At 47.0% G+C, this 19,038-nt stretch carries 13 protein-coding genes; 11 read left to right on the top strand and 2 right to left on the bottom strand.

Going from position 1 to position 19,038, the window contains the following annotated elements; all coding sequences use genetic code 11:
- Positions 1–21 precede the first annotated feature (21 nt).
- The 3 genes from MHI51_RS07875 to MHI51_RS07885 are packed head-to-tail and all read left to right on the top strand — an operon-like array spanning position 22 to position 4,365.
- Positions 22–831 carry a polysaccharide deacetylase family protein gene (locus MHI51_RS07875; protein ID WP_405173747.1) on the top strand — a complete coding sequence of 270 codons (810 nt, stop codon included), beginning with the start codon at positions 22–24 and terminating at the stop codon, positions 829–831.
- Between the two features lie 27 nt (positions 832–858).
- Positions 859–2,130, top strand: coding sequence for a hypothetical protein (locus MHI51_RS07880; RefSeq protein ID WP_405173748.1), 1,272 nt, complete (start codon positions 859–861; stop codon positions 2,128–2,130).
- Positions 2,131–2,145: 15 nt separating this feature from the next.
- Positions 2,146–4,365, top strand: a complete 2,220-nt coding sequence (locus MHI51_RS07885) for a glycoside hydrolase family 105 protein (RefSeq protein ID WP_405173749.1) — start codon at positions 2,146–2,148, stop codon at positions 4,363–4,365.
- A gap of 560 nt (positions 4,366–4,925) precedes the next feature.
- Here the strand turns inward: MHI51_RS07885 and MHI51_RS07890 are convergent.
- Complete coding sequence (locus tag MHI51_RS07890; protein WP_076301920.1) at positions 4,926–5,753, bottom strand: helix-turn-helix domain-containing protein; 828 nt, start codon at positions 5,751–5,753, stop codon at positions 4,926–4,928.
- A 147-nt stretch (positions 5,754–5,900) separates the two neighbouring features.
- Here MHI51_RS07890 and MHI51_RS07895 point away from each other — a divergent pair, with 147 nt between their 5' ends.
- Positions 5,901–7,187 (top strand): Gfo/Idh/MocA family oxidoreductase, encoded by a 1,287-nt coding sequence (locus MHI51_RS07895; protein WP_405173750.1) that lies wholly within the window; start codon positions 5,901–5,903, stop codon positions 7,185–7,187.
- 196 nt (positions 7,188–7,383) lie between these two features.
- On the opposite strand, the gene MHI51_RS07900 is transcribed toward MHI51_RS07895, so the two are convergent.
- A complete protein-coding gene (locus MHI51_RS07900; RefSeq protein ID WP_076220344.1) occupies positions 7,384–8,646 on the bottom strand; it encodes a TraB/GumN family protein in 1,263 nt (420 codons plus the stop codon).
- Between the two features lie 259 nt (positions 8,647–8,905).
- Between MHI51_RS07900 and MHI51_RS07905 the strand changes: the two genes are divergently transcribed.
- The 7 genes from MHI51_RS07905 (at position 8,906) to MHI51_RS07935 (ending at position 19,038) form a co-directional block, all read left to right on the top strand.
- Positions 8,906–10,027 carry a glycoside hydrolase family 88 protein gene (locus tag MHI51_RS07905; protein WP_342410571.1) on the top strand — a complete coding sequence of 374 codons (1,122 nt, stop codon included), beginning with the start codon at positions 8,906–8,908 and terminating at the stop codon, positions 10,025–10,027.
- Positions 10,017–12,176 (top strand): alginate lyase family protein, encoded by a 2,160-nt coding sequence (locus MHI51_RS07910; RefSeq protein WP_405173751.1) that lies wholly within the window; start codon positions 10,017–10,019, stop codon positions 12,174–12,176. The genes MHI51_RS07905 and MHI51_RS07910 overlap by 11 nt, the downstream gene beginning before the upstream one ends.
- A gap of 67 nt (positions 12,177–12,243) precedes the next feature.
- Positions 12,244–13,965, top strand: coding sequence for a sensor histidine kinase (locus tag MHI51_RS07915; RefSeq protein ID WP_076281121.1), 1,722 nt, complete (start codon positions 12,244–12,246; stop codon positions 13,963–13,965).
- The gene (locus tag MHI51_RS07920; RefSeq protein WP_076138290.1) at positions 13,965–15,548 is read left to right on the top strand and encodes a response regulator; all 1,584 of its coding nucleotides are present in this window, start codon (positions 13,965–13,967) and stop codon (positions 15,546–15,548) included. The genes MHI51_RS07915 and MHI51_RS07920 overlap by 1 nt, the downstream gene beginning before the upstream one ends.
- A 169-nt stretch (positions 15,549–15,717) precedes the next feature.
- The gene (locus MHI51_RS07925; protein ID WP_051490863.1) at positions 15,718–16,647 is read left to right on the top strand and encodes a carbohydrate ABC transporter permease; all 930 of its coding nucleotides are present in this window, start codon (positions 15,718–15,720) and stop codon (positions 16,645–16,647) included.
- A 15-nt stretch (positions 16,648–16,662) separates the two neighbouring features.
- A complete protein-coding gene (locus MHI51_RS07930; RefSeq protein ID WP_076277101.1) occupies positions 16,663–17,499 on the top strand; it encodes a carbohydrate ABC transporter permease in 837 nt (278 codons plus the stop codon).
- Between the two features lie 141 nt (positions 17,500–17,640).
- Complete coding sequence (locus MHI51_RS07935; RefSeq protein WP_076192894.1) at positions 17,641–19,038, top strand: ABC transporter substrate-binding protein; 1,398 nt, start codon at positions 17,641–17,643, stop codon at positions 19,036–19,038.

Below are 19,038 nucleotides of genomic sequence, written 5' to 3' on the forward strand. Positions count from 1 at the left end.
TGCGAAGGAGGCTTCAGATTGATGTCTATTATTTATTATTGTTACCCTGAGGGCAGACATAAGGCGCTTACAATGAGCTATGATGACGGCAGACGGGCTGACGAAAGATTGGTAGGACTATTTAACCGCCATGGGATTAGAGGAACATTTCATCTCAATTCTGGTCTGCTGGGTGAAGGTGATCGTATTACGGCAGATGAAATAACTGAGCTGTACCAGGGACATGAGGTATCTGTTCATACGCAACACCATCCCACGATGGCCCGTTGTCCGCAGGAGCAAATCATCCATGAGATTATGGAGGATCGAAAGTGTTTTGAGACGCTGCTCCAGGTGCCGATACGGGGAATGTCTTATCCTAACGGTTCCTTTAACAAGGAGATAAAGAAGCTTTTGCCTCATTTAGGCATGGAATATGCCCGTGTGGTACAGACCACTGGCGGCGGCTTTGGGCTGCCGGAGGATTGGCTGGAATGGCGGGGGACTTGCCATCATAATGATCATTTGCTGGAGCATGCGGAGCAGTTCGTGAAGCTGCATAAACGGCAGTATTTATATCTGATGTATGTGTGGGGCCATAGTTATGAATTTGATAACGATAATAACTGGGAGCTGATGGAAAGCTTCTGTGAAGCAGTGGGAGGACTAGAGGAAATCTGGTACGCGACAAATATTGAACTCGTTCATTATATGAAGGCTTGTGAAGCCCTTATTTTCTCCGCTGCTCGGGATTTTGTATATAATCCGGGAGCGCTATCTGTCTGGCTGGAAATCGACGGTGTGATTATAGAAGTAGCAGGCGGACAAACCGTCCGTTTCCCAGAGATCTAATCGAAGAGAGAAGACAGGAGGATTCTAATGAAAACGAAGGACACACAATTAGTCTATCAGCTGGCAAAAGTAAATATTTCCGCTGCCGGTCCACGCTGCAAAATGCTTATTGGCGATCTGAATGGGGATGGACGTGCGGAAATGCTGCTGGTCCAGCCGGATAATCGTCAGGATGTTCGTTATATTCCCCATCAGGTGCAATGCCTGACCGCTTTTGATATGGATGGCAAGCAGCTGTGGCAGGTGGGCACACCCGATCCTGACGCTGGCAGCCAAGGCTCGGACTATCCAGCGCAAATTTATGATTTAGATGGTGATGGGGCGCTGGAAGTATTATGTGTAATGGATGGACGGTTTCATATTCTTGAAGGTTCAACAGGAACGGTTAAATCCATATACGACTTACCGGCAGAACATGCACATGATTGCATTATCATCGCCAATCTAACAGGGCAAGGACATGCTTCCGACATCATTCTGAAGGACCGTTATCATCAACTGTGGGCCTTGGATCAGGATTTCAATTTATTATGGACGTATAAAGGCAATGTAGGACATTATCCGTGGGTTCACGATCTTCATGGAAATGGACAGGATCAAGTGATGGCAGGTTATGATCTGCTTGATTCTAAAGGTAATTTACTATGGAGCTGCCACGATCTGGATGACCACGCGGACTGTATTTGGGTTGGCGATGTGAATGGAGATGGTTATCCTGAACTGGTTGTAGGCGGAAGCGTAACGGTGATGTATGACCGGGACGGACAAGAGCTTTGGCGTTATGACGGCTCCATAGAGTCACAGCATCTGGCGTTAGGCCGATTCCGGCCTGAACTGCCTGGCCTTCAGGTTGCCGGGCTGGACCGAATGATCCGCGAAGATGACGGCAAAGGGCTGAAAGGTAAGGATGCGTTGTTCCTTCTAGACTGTAATGGCAAGGAACTGTGGAAAGAAGAACGTACAACCGACGGTTGGCTGACTATAGTTGAAGCCGTGAGCAACTGGCAAGCGGGTTTTCCGGATTATATTCTCGCGTACCGCCGGGGAGGCGGGGTATATCCTGCTTTGTACGATGGACATATGCGGGTTGTCGCTGAATTCAAGGAGGAAGGTTATGCCGTTCACGGCGATCTTCTGGGATGTGGCAGGGAACAGGTTGTAATTTATAATGATGAGTCCGCAACGGTATATTCTAGCGAGTGGATAGATATTAGTACCTGTGCCTCTGAGAAATCGTTACCTCACCCTAAAAGATTGTACAACTCGACACTGTATCCCGGTGGAGAAATAACGGTGTGAAGGAGGATACGCTTAGTGAGTACTTATATTCCAGAATACTTTCCTGATCCTGATTGTATTGCCAAATATAATGGGGGCAAAATCGAAAATGTACTGGCCGCTGTGGCCAGCCGTTTTATCGGTGCCTATCCCCCGCAGCCTCCGGTGTACCGGGTACATTCGCAGAGTGGTTTCAACCGGCTCCGCGACTGCCGTTACGACATGAATCTGGAAGAACGACTGCCAGAGCTAGAGGCAGGACAATTCGTATATGTATGGGGAAAGCTGTGGGGCGACAATGAGGTAGAAGCCCCTTTCTCAGTTAGTTGCTACAGTCCAGTTAAGGTTTACATAAATGGCCGGCTGGTGTTTAGCTCCAATCTAAATGATGATGTGTTTCCGGACAGAAGGACGTTTTTTCGGGCGGGCATGGATAAAGGCTGGAACCATCTTGTACTGGAGTATGTTGCAACAGGTACAGGTTGCGGAGGGGTTTTTGGAACGGGCAGTGTCAAAGGTGCACCAGTACACTTTCTTACTCCAACGGCGCAGTTAAGCGGTTGTGAAGGTTGGATTTATAGTGGACCCCAGCAGACATCTTGGGCAGCTTGGCTGGAAGCTGAATTCACTGAAGAGCAAATGACAGCTCGCTGCGTTTGGTTTCCGACACAGCAATGGTCGCCACAGGAACAGGCAACTGGCAACTGTTCACGCATATTTGGGGAAATGCTGGGAGCCAAGGCGTATGCTTGGTGTAAGCTGGAAGTTAACAGCCTACAGAAAGACGACATTCGTCTGCAAGGTAGCTATCGTGGAATGGCTGAAATCTCTATCTATGTGAATGGGAAACTTGTAGCTGAGCATCAGAACGTGAAAGGTATGCTTGATATCCAACTGGAGCTTGGTTATGGACTACATGATCTGGTCGTGGAGTCCATCTGTGGAGAGGGGAATTGGGGATTTGAACTGGACGTACGGTCTGGTGGTGTTCAGAGTAGTCTCGTGCAACCATATCCTGTTGAAGGATTAACTGATCCATGGTTGTACCTTGGATTGTTCACCAAGGAGGCAGCGCCGAAAGTCTTAGAACTGACCTCTATGGATACTTTATTTGGGGAAGCGGATGAAGTAACCTTTTGGCGTGTGGACCAACCGAATAGCTGGGTTAGGCCTTATTTGGAGAGTGTTATGTTTGGGCGCTGGAATTACCCTCTAGGCGTAACCCTGTACGGATTGCTGAGAACAGGAGTAGAGCTTAAGGCCCCCCATTATGCCGAATATGCACAACACCATATTGAGCAATGTACAGCGCTGCATGAATATGCCTTATGGGACCTTGAACGTTATGGTGCTCCGGGCATCAATCATCAGCTGGCGCTGATGGATTCGCTGGACGACTGCGGATCTTTCGGGGCAACGATGCTGGAAGCACATAAGCTTCGTCCACTACAGGGCGCACCGGAAGCTGCTGCTGAAATTGCCAATTACATTACTAAAGTGCAGAGCAGGCTGCCTGACGGAGCTTTGTATCGGACCAGTGGCACAGTTGATTTCATGCAGCAGACGATGTGGTGTGATGATCTGTATATGAGCACGCCATTTCTAAGCAAATATTATGAAATGACCGGAAATGCGGCTTATCTTGATGATGCGGCGGCGCAGTTTTTACATTACAAGGAGCGGCTGTTCCAGCCGGAGCTTGGCATTATGCATCATGTGTATGATTATAAGTTTAATAAACCCAATGGCGTGCCTTGGGGCAGAGGTAATGGTTGGGTGATTTTTTCGCTGACTGAGCTGCTTGAAGTTATGCCAGAGCAACATCCGATGCGAGCTGATTTGCTTGATTATTTCCGCGAGCTTAGTAAAGGCTATCTTAAGCTGCAAGATGAGCGGGGCCTATGGCATCAAGTGTTGACGGATCCTGAGTCCTATGCGGAGGCTTCTTGTACCTCTATGTTTATTTACGCTTTTGCTAGAGGCGTACGCTGCGGTTGGATGCTGGAACCAGAGTCATACGTAACCTCTGCACTCCACGGCTGGAGCGGCTTAACCCGTCATTGTATTGACAAACAAGGCAATGTTTACGGTGTCTGCCGCGGTTCGGGTTATTCGTTTAACAAACTGTATTATAAAGATGAATTGACCTGGAAATTAAACGATACACATGGGATTGGCATCGTGCTGCTGGCCGGAATTGAGGTTCACAGGCTCGTACGAGATTTGGAAATGAAATCACATGACGAAGCAAAATGAATGGCATGATGAGGAATGAGACGACCGTATTAATCACAAAATTACAGCGGAGCAGCGATACTCCATTAGTGGGGATCGCTGCTCTTTGTTATGCGTTACAGTGCTGCTTAAACCCTCGAACTCCCCCGGCCCCCGGCCCCCGAAACCGCCGATTACTCCTGCTAGACAAAGTTATGCGGACTCAGATGACGTTATTTGCAGATTTATCGCCTTTTGGGGCCATTTTCGGACTCCAGTGACGTTATTGCTTCGAAAACGGCTAATATAGGTAGCTTTTTATGCCAATAGCGACTATGGGGTCCGATAAAATTCCAAAATAGCGATTATGCTGCGAATAAGGTCCACTGGGTCCGATAGCCTCATGAACTTTGTTCGCGCGAAAAGATAATCTAGTGACGGGGTATTGTTGTTGCTCAGATGCCCCAGATGCCCCAGATGCCCCTGATGCCCCAGATGCTCCTGATGCCCCAGATGCCCCCATGCCCATGGCAGTTCACATAAGGTACTTTTGAGCGACGGAGCGGCTACATAGAGAATCGGTTGTGATTTCTAGCTGTGGATCAGCGGTTTTGCTTGCGATATTGCAAAGGCGAACGTTTAACGATTTGTTTAAACACACGCCCGAAGTGGGCGATGCTGTCAAAGCCGGTATCCTCGGCGATGTTCGTAACTTTAGCGTTGGTGCTCTGCAAGAGACGTTGGGCTTCCTTGATCCGAATGTAGTTTAGATATTCTACGATGGTGAAGCCAGTTGTCTGCTTGAACACACGGCAGAGATAGGTGCTGCTGATGAAAAAAGTCTCAGATAGCCGCTCCAATGTAAGCTTTTCAGCATAATGTGTTTGTAAAAAATCGATAATTTCGTAGACTTTTAGCTGCTTCTCACTGTTCTCAGGGGCAATGGGCTCGCGGCTTATTTCCTGTATTCTGTTCATTTCAATAAATAGTTGGATGAGCAGCGTCTGCAGATAGGGGGATTGCTGTGTCCGTGGTTCTGTTTGTTCTTTTAGCATGCTGAAAAGAAGATATTCAATGACCCCCTGCTCATGTACTCCGGGCCGCAAAAGCAAGCTTTGTGTAGCCATAAATGGAAAATGCAGCTCGAAATGTGCCAATGTCTTTTGCAGAAAGCTTTCCTCAAAGTTAATTAAGATCCGTTCATGGCTTGCAGAGCCTTTAGAGGTGGTACGATGGAGCTCGTTCTTGTTAATAAAAATCAGATCACCTTTACGCAAGGTGTAGATCAGATTGTTAATGTAATAACTGCGTTCCCCGGCGAGTAAATAATAAATTTCATAAGTATCGTGATAATGGTCGGAATCCATGCTGAATGGACCGGCTCTTTTTATTTGCTCAATTATAAAAGGAGGCTGAGGCTCCTGTTCCATGCTAAATCTGCTCCTTTCTGATAATGAGGATAATATATGCAAAGTTTTTGTTATTTCTGCTAAGAATCGCTTAGATTAAGATATATTTTATACTATACACTATAAGAAGAAAACGCTTTTAAATCAATAAGTGATGGAGTGATCCTGATGTCCAACAAAAAATATGCTTTCGTAGGAACCGGCGGCCGAGCGGAGTTTTTTTATGGTGAGATCACCACGAATTATCGTGAAACCTCTGAGATTGTAGGCTTTTGTGATGTGAATGGAGCAAGAATGGATTATGCGAACCGTTTGCTGGAGGAAAAATATAAATATCAAGCGGTTCCTACCTATAAAGCTCAGGAGTTTGACCGTATGATTGAGGAAACCAAACCTGACACGGTTATTGTCACGAGTATTGACCGCACGCATCATCGTTACATTATCCGGGCGATGGAGCTTGGCTGCGATGTTATTTCGGAGAAACCGATGACAGTGGATGAAGAGAAATGTCAGGAAATTCTTGAAGCGATTGAGCGGACCGGGAAAAAGCTGCGTGTGACCTTCAATTACCGCTATGCCCCACACAACACCAAAATCCGTGAACTCATTATGGACGGCGCGATTGGAGAAGTGCTTTCCGTCAACTTCGAGTGGCTGCTAAATACGCAGCATGGGGCGGATTACTTCCGCAGATGGCATCGTGATAAACGGAACAGCGGAGGTCTGTTGGTTCATAAATCCACACATCATTTCGATTTGATGAATTTCTGGCTGGGTTCGCGCCCAGATACGGTTTATGCGATGGGTGATCTAAGATTTTATGGCAGAGAAAACGCGGAGAAGCGCGGGGTGACTGAGTTTTATCAGCGTGCTCATGGTAGCAGTGCGGCGGAAAATGATCCGTTTGCCCTGCATCTTAAAGATAATGAGCAGTTAAAGCAGATGTATCTGGATACGGAGCATGAGGATGGCTACCTGCGTGACCAAAGTGTGTTCGGTGATAATATCAGCATTGAGGATACGATGGCGGTTATGGTCAAATACAAAAATAAGACGATTATGAATTATTCACTTAATGCTTATCTGCCTTGGGAGGGTTTCATTGTGGTATTTAATGGGACCAAGGGGCGGATGGAAGTAAAGGTCGTCGAACAGTCTTATGTAAATGCCGGAGGAAATAAGGAGGATGAAGGGGCGTTAAAAGACAAGCGGATCACGGTCTTCCCTCAGTTCGCAGCACCTTATGAAGTGGAGATTGAAGAAGGAGTTGGGGGGCACGGAGGCGGAGATCCTGTGATGCTGCGTGATATTTTTGAACGTCCGCTGGAGGATCGCTTTAATCGTGCAGCATCCCATGTGGACGGAGCGTTGTCTATTATGACCGGGATTGCGGCAAATCGTTCAATAGCTACTGGACTTCCAGTTAAGGTAGATCAGTTAATAAAATTGTAGTAGCCCGTTTATGAACAAGCGGCTTTGGGTTCGTAGGGAGCGTTTCTCCAGAATCCCGGAGGGCCCTCCGCTCTGTCCGCACGTTAAGCCAACTTCTACTTTTAGATTGAGCTAAAAAAAGTGAAAATAAAAGGCTGTCTCCAAAATCATCGTAGATGACTAAGAGACAGCCTTGTTTATTTTAGCTAAAACTCAATTATTGTTTGACGACGTTAAAGCCATCTTTTTGCAATTGGGTCACGATACCATCGTCACCGAGCATATGCAGCGCGCCAACGACGACAAGGTAAGTCGCTTTTTTATCACTATTCAAATATTCTTTTACATGCTTCACCATGTTGACGTTACGATCCGAAACCAGGCCTTTATAATACTCTGGCTCTTGCGCGACCGCTTTTGTCATCGCTACGAGCGACTCCTCATCACCTTGCATCCACATTTGGGATAGTGCATCCAGCGAAGCTGCTGCGGAAGTATTGTCCGTTTGATTGAGGCTGCCGAGTGTGTCGACAAGAAGCTTTTCTTGCAATCCATCTGAGAACTGGTCGAACATATTCAGCTGCAATTGTGTGTTTTCCAGTTCAATAATAGGTTTGTTCAGCTTGCCTGCTTTTTGTAAAAAATATAAATCAATGCCGGTATCCGCCGTATAACTTGTAACTTGCATCTGTAGACTTGAGACACCTTGGGTAACGACCCACGGTTTGAAGGAATCGAATGCATTTTCCGCCAGACCATTTGCTTTTAGCAATTGAGTCACTTTGTTATAGGTATCTGCGGATACATGATCCTTGAGCTTGGTTCCATCTGTATAGGAGCCTTTTTCCAAAATAAACTTTTGGATCTCAGCTTGATCAATCTTAGAGATATCTACTTCGACACCTAAATATTGCGAGGCTTCAAAGGCAGCTTCAATCTCCGGACGCAGCGGGTACATTTTGTCGTTAGCCACATGGATAGAACCAAGCAGATAGACGGTGTTGCCGTTGTTCTCCACTTTCCATAAGAATCCAGTGCTTCCGGCAGCTTGAGTATCGGCCACAAAAGTGATGGTGCGCAGCGCTGGACTCCACTCCACCTTATAGCCGATCGTTTCTCCTATAAAGCGGACAGGAACATAGGTGACATTGTTGATGGTTTTAGGAGCCACCTCTAGTTTTTTCTTCTCCCCGTTTACCGTTGCGGTTGTGCTGCCAATGGTCAGTGAGAGGGCCAGTCCATTTTTGGTCCCTGTTACGGTTTGGGTTTTTTTATTCCAATTAATATTTACATTAAGCTTCTCTAGCAGGGGACGCATAGGAACTAGGGTCGTTCCTTTTTCTACAACAGGGTTAGAATTGCCTAACTTTATTTCGGTTCCATCAATCCATACACCGACAGGCTTTTCAGCAGCATGCGCAGTGGTAAAGACAGACATAACCATGAAAATGGATAAAAATAATGCACCTAGCTTTTTCATTAATAGGACACTCCGTTTCTAAAAAAGAATGAAAGATGTAAGTCACTCTCTGATTTTAACGTATTTTCCCATAAACAGTTATACCTTTTGTTACTATATTGATTTGATGCCTATGATTGGAAAGTAAACTTACAGTACTTCACGTCATTCAAAAGTCAAAATAATGCACATCAAAGCAAAAATCGCCCCTATTAGATCCTGTTCACTCTCCTTATCATGAAACGTAAGAAACGAAGAGCCTGAAGGGAGCAAGGAACTTATGTGGAGCAGTGCGATTGAAGATGCGATAGAGAAGGTACGTAAGAACATAGACCGGTTCGGGGGCAGTTTCCCTCATGTCAGCAGGAATGGAACTTATCAGCTCAATAACAACGACGACTGGACTAACGGATTTTGGAGCGGCATGTTGTGGTTGTGTTATGAATATACACGGGATGACAGCTTCCGTATTGCGGCATCCCATACCGTAGAAGATTTCCGCCGCCGTTTCGCGGCAAAGACCGTGCTTGATCATCACGACATCGGCTTCCTGTATTCGTTATCCTCTAAAGCCCAGTGGATTATAGATAAAGACGAATCAGCGCGTCAACTGACATTGCAGGCGGCAGACCTGCTGCTGAAGCGCTGGCGTACAGCTGGCGGTTATATTCAGGCTTGGGGACCGGAGGGGGATACTCAGGAAGGCGGGCGGATCATTATTGATTGTCTGTTAAATCTTCCCCTTTTGTATTGGGCAGAAGAACAGACCGGTGATTCCGTATACAGGGAAGTGGCGGTCATGCAGGCGGAGAAAACGAGACGGTATCTGGTACGGGGAGATGACAGCTCTTACCATACGTTTTTCTTCGACCCGAAGACCGGAGAGCCGATTGGCGGCGCCACACACCAGGGTTTTACTAACGGATCGACCTGGACGCGCGGGCAGGCTTGGGGTGTTTACGGTTTTGCGTTATCCTACCGCTATACCAAAGATCCGTTGTATTTGGAAACGTCCAAGCGGATGGCCCGCTATTTTCTGGAGCATTTGCCGCAAGATCATGTCGCTTACTGGGATTTTAATGCTCCGGTATCTCCGGATACTTACCGGGATAGCTCGGCCTCAGCAATAGTAGCAGCCGGACTACAGGAACTGCTGGAGCTAATGGATGGGGAGGATTCGGAGCGGGCTTATTTTCAGCAGGGATTAGTGCAGTCGATGACTTCGCTTGTGCAGAACTATTCCACGCTCGGTGAAGAGGCGGAGGGGCTGCTGAAGCATGGTTCTTACCATGTGCGCGGCGATCTGTCTCCAGATGACTTCATGATCTGGGGAGATTATTTCTATCTTGAAGCATTGATGCGGCTGCAAAAAGGCAATAAGGGGTACTGGTATGAACACTGATGTCAGACAAATTTCCCCCTATGCCGTCTTTGCGCTGCTCGACCTTGAGTTGCCCGCTTTAGCTCTAGTGAAGAATGCGCTCAGCCAAGCGCGGCAGGACGATGCGCTGACTGAATTACATCGGTATTTGACCCGACGGAGCACGCCGGGCTGGCGGAAAGAGGATAACCGGAAGCAGCTTATTGACTATGTACGGCTTTATTGTGCAGACGAGCTGGAAGCTGTAATGAAGACAGCGGATGAAGTTGTGGAGCAGACGTTTCTCTTTCGTTTTCCCTGGGATATGGAGCGCAGCCGCATTCCGGTTACCTTTGAGGAAGAAATTGACTGGCGTCATGTTCCGGACAAGGATGTAGAATGGGCTTATATGCTGAATCGCCACCGCTACTGGGTGGCATTAGGACAAGCGTATGCGATAACAGGTAAAGAGGATTATGCGAGGGTATTTTGCTGCCAGCTTGAAGATTGGATAGACCGTAACCCCGTTCCAGACAAGCCTACGAATGATTCGCTGACATGGCGCACAATTGAAGCGGGCCTTCGCTGTGCTAACTGGATTAAAGCGCTGTCTTATATACAGGATAGTCCGCTGCTCACACCGACGCTGCTGGCCAAAGTGATGATATCTCTGCATGAACACGGCCAATATTTAGCTTTATCGTTTACGGGCTGGAAGAAGATCAGCAACTGGGGGGTGTTGGAGACTTGTGGTTTGTTCCAAACTGCGCTCTACTTCCCTGAGTTCACTAGTGCCAATAACTGGGGACAGCTCAGTGAGGAGAGATTGGGAGAGACGGCGCGAATTCAGATTATGGCGGACGGTATCCACTGGGAGCAATCTCCCACCTATCACCATGAGGTTTTGGTATGTTTTCTCGACTGCATCCGCTTAGCCCGATTGAACGGACTGGAGCTTCAGGAAGAATTTCAGCAAAAGGTTCAGCAAATGGCTGTTGCTTCATTGTATTGGGCCAAGCCGAATCACCGGCAGCCGATGCTTGGCGATAGTGATGACAGCGATATCCGTTCGCTTTTGACTTATGCGGGCTGGTTATTTCAGGATGCTGTACTCCGCTTTGGCGGATACGATCAAATGGATTATGACAATGCCTGGTTGTTTGGGATAAATGGAGTTGAGAGCTACGAGCGGCTGACTGCGGAGCTACCGCCAAACTTGTCACACGCCTATGCACATTCCGGCCATTATGTGATGCGAACGGGCTGGGACGAGCAGGGTTTGTACCTATATTTTCACTGCGGACCACTTGGGGGTGGACATGGGCACGCGGATCTGCTACATTTCGATCTGTATGCCTATGGGCAGGATCTGCTTACCGATCTTGGCAGATACAACTATAGTGATCATACACCACTTAGAAAAGCGCTAAAAGAAAGCGCTGCCCATAATACGACCACTGTCGACGGAATTGGATTTACCGAAGTCACGGATACATGGTCCTTCTCTCAGATTGCGAAGCCAACGGGCTGCCAATGGATCAGCCATCCGGACTTTGATTATGTAGAGGGCAGCCATGACGGCTACCGTCATTGGGATGATCCGGTCTACCCGTTAAGGAGGATCCTATTTATTAAGCCTTTTTACTGGCTTCTGGTGGACAGCTTCAGTTCCCGGCAGGAGCATACATTTTCCCAGCATTTTCATTTTGCACCCGGAACGGTTCAGATGGAAGAGGGAACGCTAATATGCCGTACAAAAAATGAGCGGGAAGCCAATCTTTGTATCCTTCCTGTTCATGTTGATGGTCTTCAGGGCAGGGTTGATGCTGGGGTAATCTCCCGCGAATATAATCTGCTGGAACCCAATCAGTATGCTGTGTACTCCCGAAAGGGGAAAGGAACGGTCTCGATCATGCAGGTGCTGTACCCGCAGTCTGCGGGTGAGTTGTTCTGTCCGCTGGTCGAACAGGTGCCGATTTACCGCCATACGGGTGAACCGGTGGCTGCTGCACAGGCGGAGGCCTGCCGCATCATCCTCCCCGAAAGGAATGAGGAGCATATTATCGTGATCAGCCACGAGATTCCATCCAGTCATTTAGATTCCTATGTAGTGGAGGGCGTACAAATTTTTGGAGAAGTAGTGCTTATGGTTTCTGCAGACGGTCAAAAGAAAGTCACGGTAATCAGATAATGTATGAATACTGGACAACGGGCTGATAGAATAAAAGAAAAGAGCATGAGAGAGGCGCGGAGAAAACATGTTCAAATTCACTTACTATAGACGTATCCAGGTTTCATTTCTTTTGCTGATTTTTATCCCGCTGATTGCAGTATCGATCATCTCCTTCGTGCTCATCCGGGATACGATGGTAGAGAAGCTGCAGCTCAGCAACGATAACTTCCTGAACGTTATGATTGACGAACTAAATAAAACTATTGATGATGTGACGTTCGCTTCCCATTTTATTGTAAACGATACCAATTTCCGCGCTAATCTGAAGTCTTTTGCGGATACTGAGCGGCTAAATAGCTATCAGGATTACGTACATTTTACGCAAATTCAAGATGTGTTTTCGCTCATCAACTCTAAGCCGTTGAATAATAATATCCGCATGTATTTGGTCAACCGGAAACACTTTGTGATCTCCTCTGGGACGGAGAATTTATCTGTAATCAATGCTAACCTGGACAAGCTGATGAGCCGTGTCAATATCCACGAACCGGAGACCTTGCAATGGCTTGGGATGGCTGACAGCGGTTCCGGTAAAAGCAGCAGCTATTATATTGCCAGAGTTATCTATGACAGCCGGGAGAAACGGCAGGTGTCCGTGCTGCTTATCTCAATTCCTGAATCCTATTTCAATAAATTGCTCGGACCCGTCGAATTTGGCAAGGTTGCATTATTTGATTCTGGAGGAGGCTTGATCGCTGGGAACTCAGAATTGGCTCCAGAAGGCAAGGAAGCGAGAGGAAGCGTTCGTACAGCCAGAGCTATCGACAAATCCAATTGGCAGCTGATCTATGAAGCTTCGGAGAAAGAATGGTCGGGCCAGATCTCGCGGACGTTTTATAGTGGCATTGGCTTGGTACTCCTCTTATTTATTGTCTTTTCGGCTACCTCCATGCTGATTGCCAAAAGATTGCATAGTCCGATCATGAAGCTGCAGCGCGTTGTGCGCCAGTTCGGGATGGGGAATCTTGATGTCAGGCTGGAGGTCAAGGGCAAGGATGAAATCGCTGAGCTGGGGCAGACGTTGAATACTATGCTGGACCAGCTGCAAGGACTGATTCACGACATCGAGCTGGAGCAGGAACAGAAGCGGGTGATGGAGCTGGAGGCGCTGTTTATGCAGATTCGCCCCCATTTTTTGATCAATACGTTGAATTCGATTAAATGTAGCCTTATTTTGGCCAAAGATAAGCTGCATAGCGGGATCATCGATTCATTAATGAGTCTGCTCCGGGCTTATTTGAAGGTCAATGAACCGGCTACCTTGCAGGAAGAATGCAAACTGCTTGGCCATTATATCGATATTATGAAGATCCGTAACGAAATCCCTCTTGAACTGGAGGTCGATCTGGAAAAGGATACAGAGAAGCTCATCGTCCCTAAGCTAATTTTGCAGCCCCTTGTAGAAAATGCAATCGTCCACGGATTGGTTGACCACCCGGCACCGCGTATTGTCGTTCGCTCGCGAACGGTCCCTGATGGGATCATGATTGAAGTTGAAGATAATGGCTGCGGTGCAGGGGCTGAAGTTCTGGCGGGCCTGAACCGCAGGTTACTGTATAAGGACGATGAACAGGATGAAGCTTATCAAAGGGTCGGGTTAATGAACGTGGTTCAAAGGCTGAGGCTGACCTATGGGCAGGATACCCGCTTGTCGCTGCATAATCTGCCGCAGGGCGGGGTGTCCGTTTCTCTGTATTTGCCGCAAGGCAATCATCAGGTTAATCTGTCAGAGAGAGAGGGATATTGATGTATAAAGTGATGCTCATAGACGATGATGTTCCTATGCTCAAAGTGCTTCAGCAGATGATTGACTGGGAGGCACATAGCTTGCAGATTGTCGGCAGCACCTATTCCAGTGCCAAGGCGTTATTAATGTTTGAGGAAGTGCAGCCTGACATTGTGATCACGGATATTGGTTTGCCGCAAAAGAACGGGATTGAGCTAGCCGATTGCTTCACCCGCATGAAGCCGGAGGTCAGAATTATTTTCCTGACCTGTCATGAGGATTTCCATTATGCTCAGCAAGCGGTAAAGCTGAAAGTGGATGATTATTTAATCAAGGACCAGCTTACAGAAGAGCAACTGGAGAAAAGCCTTGCCAAGTCCGTACACTTGCTTAAGTCGAAGATTGGGTTGATCAGCCATGGGGAGACAGGCTACAACAGCCAGCTCTTCCGGCAGAACCTGCTGCAAAGGGTGATTGGCGGTGCTCCGCCTGAAACCACACTTGCCTATGCGGCGCAAATCGGCATATCATGGACGTATCCGTGGTTTATGCTGGGCACGGTCAGTATTCATTTTTCCAGCTTCGACAAGCGATACAAGCAGAGTGAGTATCCACTTATTCTATATGCTATTTACAATATAGCCTTGGAACTGTCCGAAACATGTGAAGGGATTACGCCTTTCTTGGAGCAAAAGAATATTGTGATTTTATATAATTACCGTGTGAATCTGGCGCAGAATGCCAGTCTTCATTTTCACGATTATTTACAGCGGCTGTGTTCTGAATGCTCCCATCTTCTTAAGATTCAACCGGGCATTATTGCCGTCACAGAGAAAATGGAGCTACAGGCGATTGGCCAGATCCATCGGCAGATTGTTCAGGACAAATGCGAGTTCTATGCAAGTGCGGATTACACGGTTCTGGATACTCTGCAAATCGCTTCTCCACGTTTCCAGCCTGCACCCCAAGGATTTCTGGACAGCTATATCCCTCAGATGGAACGGGCCGTGATTAAAAAAGACCTTGAAGCCATCCGTGGCACTTTACAGGAAATCGCTAGGACTGCAAAAGTTATGTCTATTCATCCAGGCGATTTCGCCCGGGATTTATCCTTTATGCTCCGCGGCATCGAGTTAATGTTTACGAGCCTGATGTTCGATGAGGATCTGTTCGTCTATCTCGTGCAGACCCGCACACTTGAAGATACGATGGAACTGGTGGAGAGAAAGCTTGTACAGATTACAGGCAGCAAGCAGCAGGTGGCAGGAGCTTCTCCGCAGGAGCCCAAGCTGCAGCTTATCCAGCAGTATATCGACCAGCATCTAGGCGATAATATCACTTCAATTGATATGGCACGTTATCTGTTTCTGGATCCAAGCTATTTTTCGCGTTATTTCAAGCGCATGACTGGCCTGACCTTTACGGACTATGTGCATCAGCACAAGATGAAGGTCGCTACCAAAATGCTGAAAATCTCCAGCCAGAACCTGGAGTCGCTGGCCGTCGGCCTGGGATATTCGGACAGAACCTATTTTTCAAAAGTGTTCAAAAAATATGTAGGAACAACGCCAAGCGAATATAAATCCAAACATTCGGTACGCTGAGAAGCACAATTGTTAATGATATGAACAGACGCGCCGCCCCTCTAGGGCGGTTTTTTGTTGTCGGCGGACAAAGGTCAAAATCTTGCACATTCCGGGTCATAATCACTCCTTCTTGCGGAAGGCGGATGTATTACTATAATGACAAATCAAATTGTCGAGGTGATACAACGTGGAGGCTGCAAAACAACCTGTGCCAAAAATTCTGCAAGAGAAGCGGAAATTCTGGACTCCGCAACGGAAAGAGGCTTTAACCGGGTGGCTGTTTTTGGCACCGGAAATTGTCGGGATGCTTTTTCTTAATGTATTTGCGCTTGGATTCTCACTTTATTTGAGCTTCTCGAAATGGGATCTATTGTCGGGAGTCAAAGGAATCGAGTTCATCGGATTGGATAACTATATCAAAATGTTCCATGATCCGAGTATCATTCAAGCTTTGAAGAACAATGCTTTTTATATGATTATGACCGTGCCGATCCCGATTGCGATTGCGCTGGTGCTCGCGGCATTGATTCAAAACAGTGTGTTCCTCAAAAATTATTTTAAAGTGGCTTTCTTTATTCCTTATATTTCTTCGATTATTGCGATAGCTGCCGTATGGAGTGCATTGTTCCATCCGTCTCTTGGACCGATCAATCAGTTGCTGATGGAGTTTGGAATTTCCAGCCCTCCGAAATGGCTAGTTGATCCAAAGACCTCACTGTTATCCATTGCTATTATCAGTTCTTGGGCGAGTCTTGGCTACACCATAATTATCTATATGGCTGGCTTGACGAATATCTCCGATGAAATCTACGAAGCCGCCGAAATAGATGGTGCCAGCGCGTTGAAAAAATTCTTTGCCATCACAGTTCCGATGCTGCGTCCGACCACATTTTTCCTGCTTATTACCATGCTGATTGGCTCGTTTAAGGTGTTCGACATCATCGCCTTTTTGACCGAAGGCGGCCCGAATAATTCTTCTACCGTGCTTGTGTTCAGGATCTATGAGGAAGGGTTCAAATACTACAACATGGGCTACGCTTCTGCAATTTCCTGGCTGCTATTCGCTGTCATCGGCTTGATTACCGCAGCCACTTGGAAAATGAGAAATGAAGAATAAAGGGGGGAGATTAACATGCAACTGATTAGAAAAAATATGTCCAGATTGATCACTACCTGCATCATGGGGGCTTTGTCCATTGTATTTCTTATTCCGCTGATCTGGATGATTTCCGCAGCCTTCAAATATGAAAAAGATGTAATGCGCTTCCCGATCCAATGGATTCCCGAGAAGATCAATGTAGCGTATAATTTCAAGATGGTTTGGATGGGACGGGTACCTTTCTCCCATTTCTATTTAAACTCCTTTAAAGTTGCGATTATTACAACCTGCATCACACTGATCATTTCATCTATGTCGGCGTATGCCTTGACCAAAATCAAGTTTAAAGGACGGAATATGGTCTTTCTGGCGCTGCTGTCATTCATGATTATTCCTGACCAGGCCACGCTGATTCCGCGTTTTCTGCTGATTCGTTGGTTCGGCCTCTATGATACTCATGCTGCTATCGTATTAATGAGTATGTTCTCCATCTACTTCACGTTCTTGCTGCGGCAATTTATGATTGGTATCAGCGACGAATATATTGAAGCGGCGCGAATTGATGGAGCAGGCCATTTGCGGATATTCTGGTCTATCATTGTTCCGCTCTGCAAGCCGGTGCTCGCTACCGTGGCGATCATTAAATTTATCTGGACCTGGAATGACTACCAGAATCCGCTGATCTTCTTGCTAAACAAGAATCTGTACACTATCCCACTCGGTATGACACTGTTCCGGGACGATTATTCGAACAACTATGCGATTATGATGACGGCAGCCGTTTCGGCGATCATCCCATTGGTCATCGTGTTCATTGCCCTGCAAAAGCAAGTCATTAACGGAATCTCCTTGGGAGGCGTAAAGGGCTGACTTGCGGGTATGCAAAAGAGGGTAAAAGTCAAAAATGTGATCCTACTACAGCAAAATTGTGCACTTGGCCTGTACAGCGGGTGCCTATAATAAGAAATGAACAAGGCACTATACTTAAATTTCAGTGCGGGGGGAAGTAAAATGAAAACAAAGGGCAAAAAAAGATTATCCGTTGTACTAGGCTCCATGCTGGCGGTTTCCTTAACGTTAAGCGCCTGTGGAAATTCCGGAAATTCAGAGAAGAATGGCGGTGCTGAAGCCAGTACGAATACCGGGAACACCAAGGTGGACAAGCAAGTCGCCATCAAATATTACAACTGGGACAATGAAGCCCAATCAGCAGGCACGGATGCCATGCTGCAGGAATTTATGGATCAGAACCCAAATATCAAGGTAGAGCATGTGACACTCGTTCCCGGTGATTCTGTGGAGATGCTGAAGAAACTCGACTTCCTGATTTCATCCGGCGAAGCGATTGACGTTGTTCAGGTACCAAGCCTTGGAGGCGTACTTGAACGGGCGACCCGGGGAGCGCTTGCCCCGCTGAACGAATTCTATGAGAAGGATAACCTCGTTCCTGAGGATGAATATTATGTGAATGCTAAGGTAGACAACAACTATTATGGGATGCAATATACCAAGAGCAGCAACTATGTAATGCTGAACAAAGATGCACTGGATGAAGCGGGTCTGCCTGTACCTACTTTTGGCTGGACATGGGATGACTACCGCGACTATGCCAAAAAACTGACCAAAGGTGAAGGCGTAGACAAACGTTACGGCACATACTTCCACACCTGGGAGTTGTATATGAACGCACCGGCCCAAACGATGATGAAAGATCCATTCGTGTATGATGACGGGACGACCATTTTCGCGGATCCAACCTATAAATACTTCTTCCAGCTGCGCAAAGATATGGAGTCTGCTGATAAATCTGCGAAAACTTATGCAGACGCTTTAGCGGCTAAGCTCAATTACCGCACGGAATTCTTTAATGAAGAAGCCGCTATGATTCTGGCTGGTAACTGGACGATTGCTGATCCGGGCAATACAGAGCAGTATCCGCATGATTTCAAGACAGCTTTTGCTCCGGTACCGGTGCCTCCGGCAGGATCGGAACCGAAAGAATACGAGGGCAAATACTTCACCAGCGGCAATATGCTGGCGATGGGCGCTACTTCGAAGAACAAAGAGGCGTCTTTCCAACTGATGAGATTTATGTCAACGGCTGTTAGTGATAACAGACTGGAATTCTCCGGTTATAAAAAAGCGGATAATGAAGCCTTGCTGACCAAACTGGTAGCTGGCAAAGAGGATATGTATGATATGGATTCACTCAAATATACACTCTTTGACAGTGCAATCCAGTTCCTTGATGGTGCGCAGGTGATGACGACGGCAACGTCCGAATTGACCAAAATAATCGATGACGGCTTCAGCAGATTTATGCTTGGAAATGAATCGATTGATAAGGTGCAGCAATGGATGGTTGATGAAGCAACAAAAATTATCAACGAAAAAGGTGTTATCAAATAA

The organism is Paenibacillus sp. FSL H8-0260 (genome assembly GCF_045040625.1).
Taxonomy (GTDB): Bacteria; Bacillota; Bacilli; order Paenibacillales; family Paenibacillaceae; genus Paenibacillus_AQ; species Paenibacillus_AQ odorifer.

Coding starts and splice junctions, on each gene's coding strand:
- MHI51_RS07880 (WP_405173748.1), top strand. CDS start 859: ATGAAAACGAAGGACACACAATTAGTCTATCAGCTGGCAAAAGTAAAT.
- MHI51_RS07935 (WP_076192894.1), top strand. CDS start 17,641: ATGAAAACAAAGGGCAAAAAAAGATTATCCGTTGTACTAGGCTCCATG.
- MHI51_RS07895 (WP_405173750.1), top strand. CDS start 5,901: ATGTCCAACAAAAAATATGCTTTCGTAGGAACCGGCGGCCGAGCGGAG.
- MHI51_RS07900 (WP_076220344.1), bottom strand. CDS start 8,646: ATGAAAAAGCTAGGTGCATTATTTTTATCCATTTTCATGGTTATGTCT.
- MHI51_RS07890 (WP_076301920.1), bottom strand. CDS start 5,753: ATGGAACAGGAGCCTCAGCCTCCTTTTATAATTGAGCAAATAAAAAGA.
- MHI51_RS07930 (WP_076277101.1), top strand. CDS start 16,663: ATGCAACTGATTAGAAAAAATATGTCCAGATTGATCACTACCTGCATC.
- MHI51_RS07915 (WP_076281121.1), top strand. CDS start 12,244: ATGTTCAAATTCACTTACTATAGACGTATCCAGGTTTCATTTCTTTTG.
- MHI51_RS07875 (WP_405173747.1), top strand. CDS start 22: ATGTCTATTATTTATTATTGTTACCCTGAGGGCAGACATAAGGCGCTT.
- MHI51_RS07905 (WP_342410571.1), top strand. CDS start 8,906: ATGTGGAGCAGTGCGATTGAAGATGCGATAGAGAAGGTACGTAAGAAC.
- MHI51_RS07910 (WP_405173751.1), top strand. CDS start 10,017: ATGAACACTGATGTCAGACAAATTTCCCCCTATGCCGTCTTTGCGCTG.
- MHI51_RS07920 (WP_076138290.1), top strand. CDS start 13,965: ATGTATAAAGTGATGCTCATAGACGATGATGTTCCTATGCTCAAAGTG.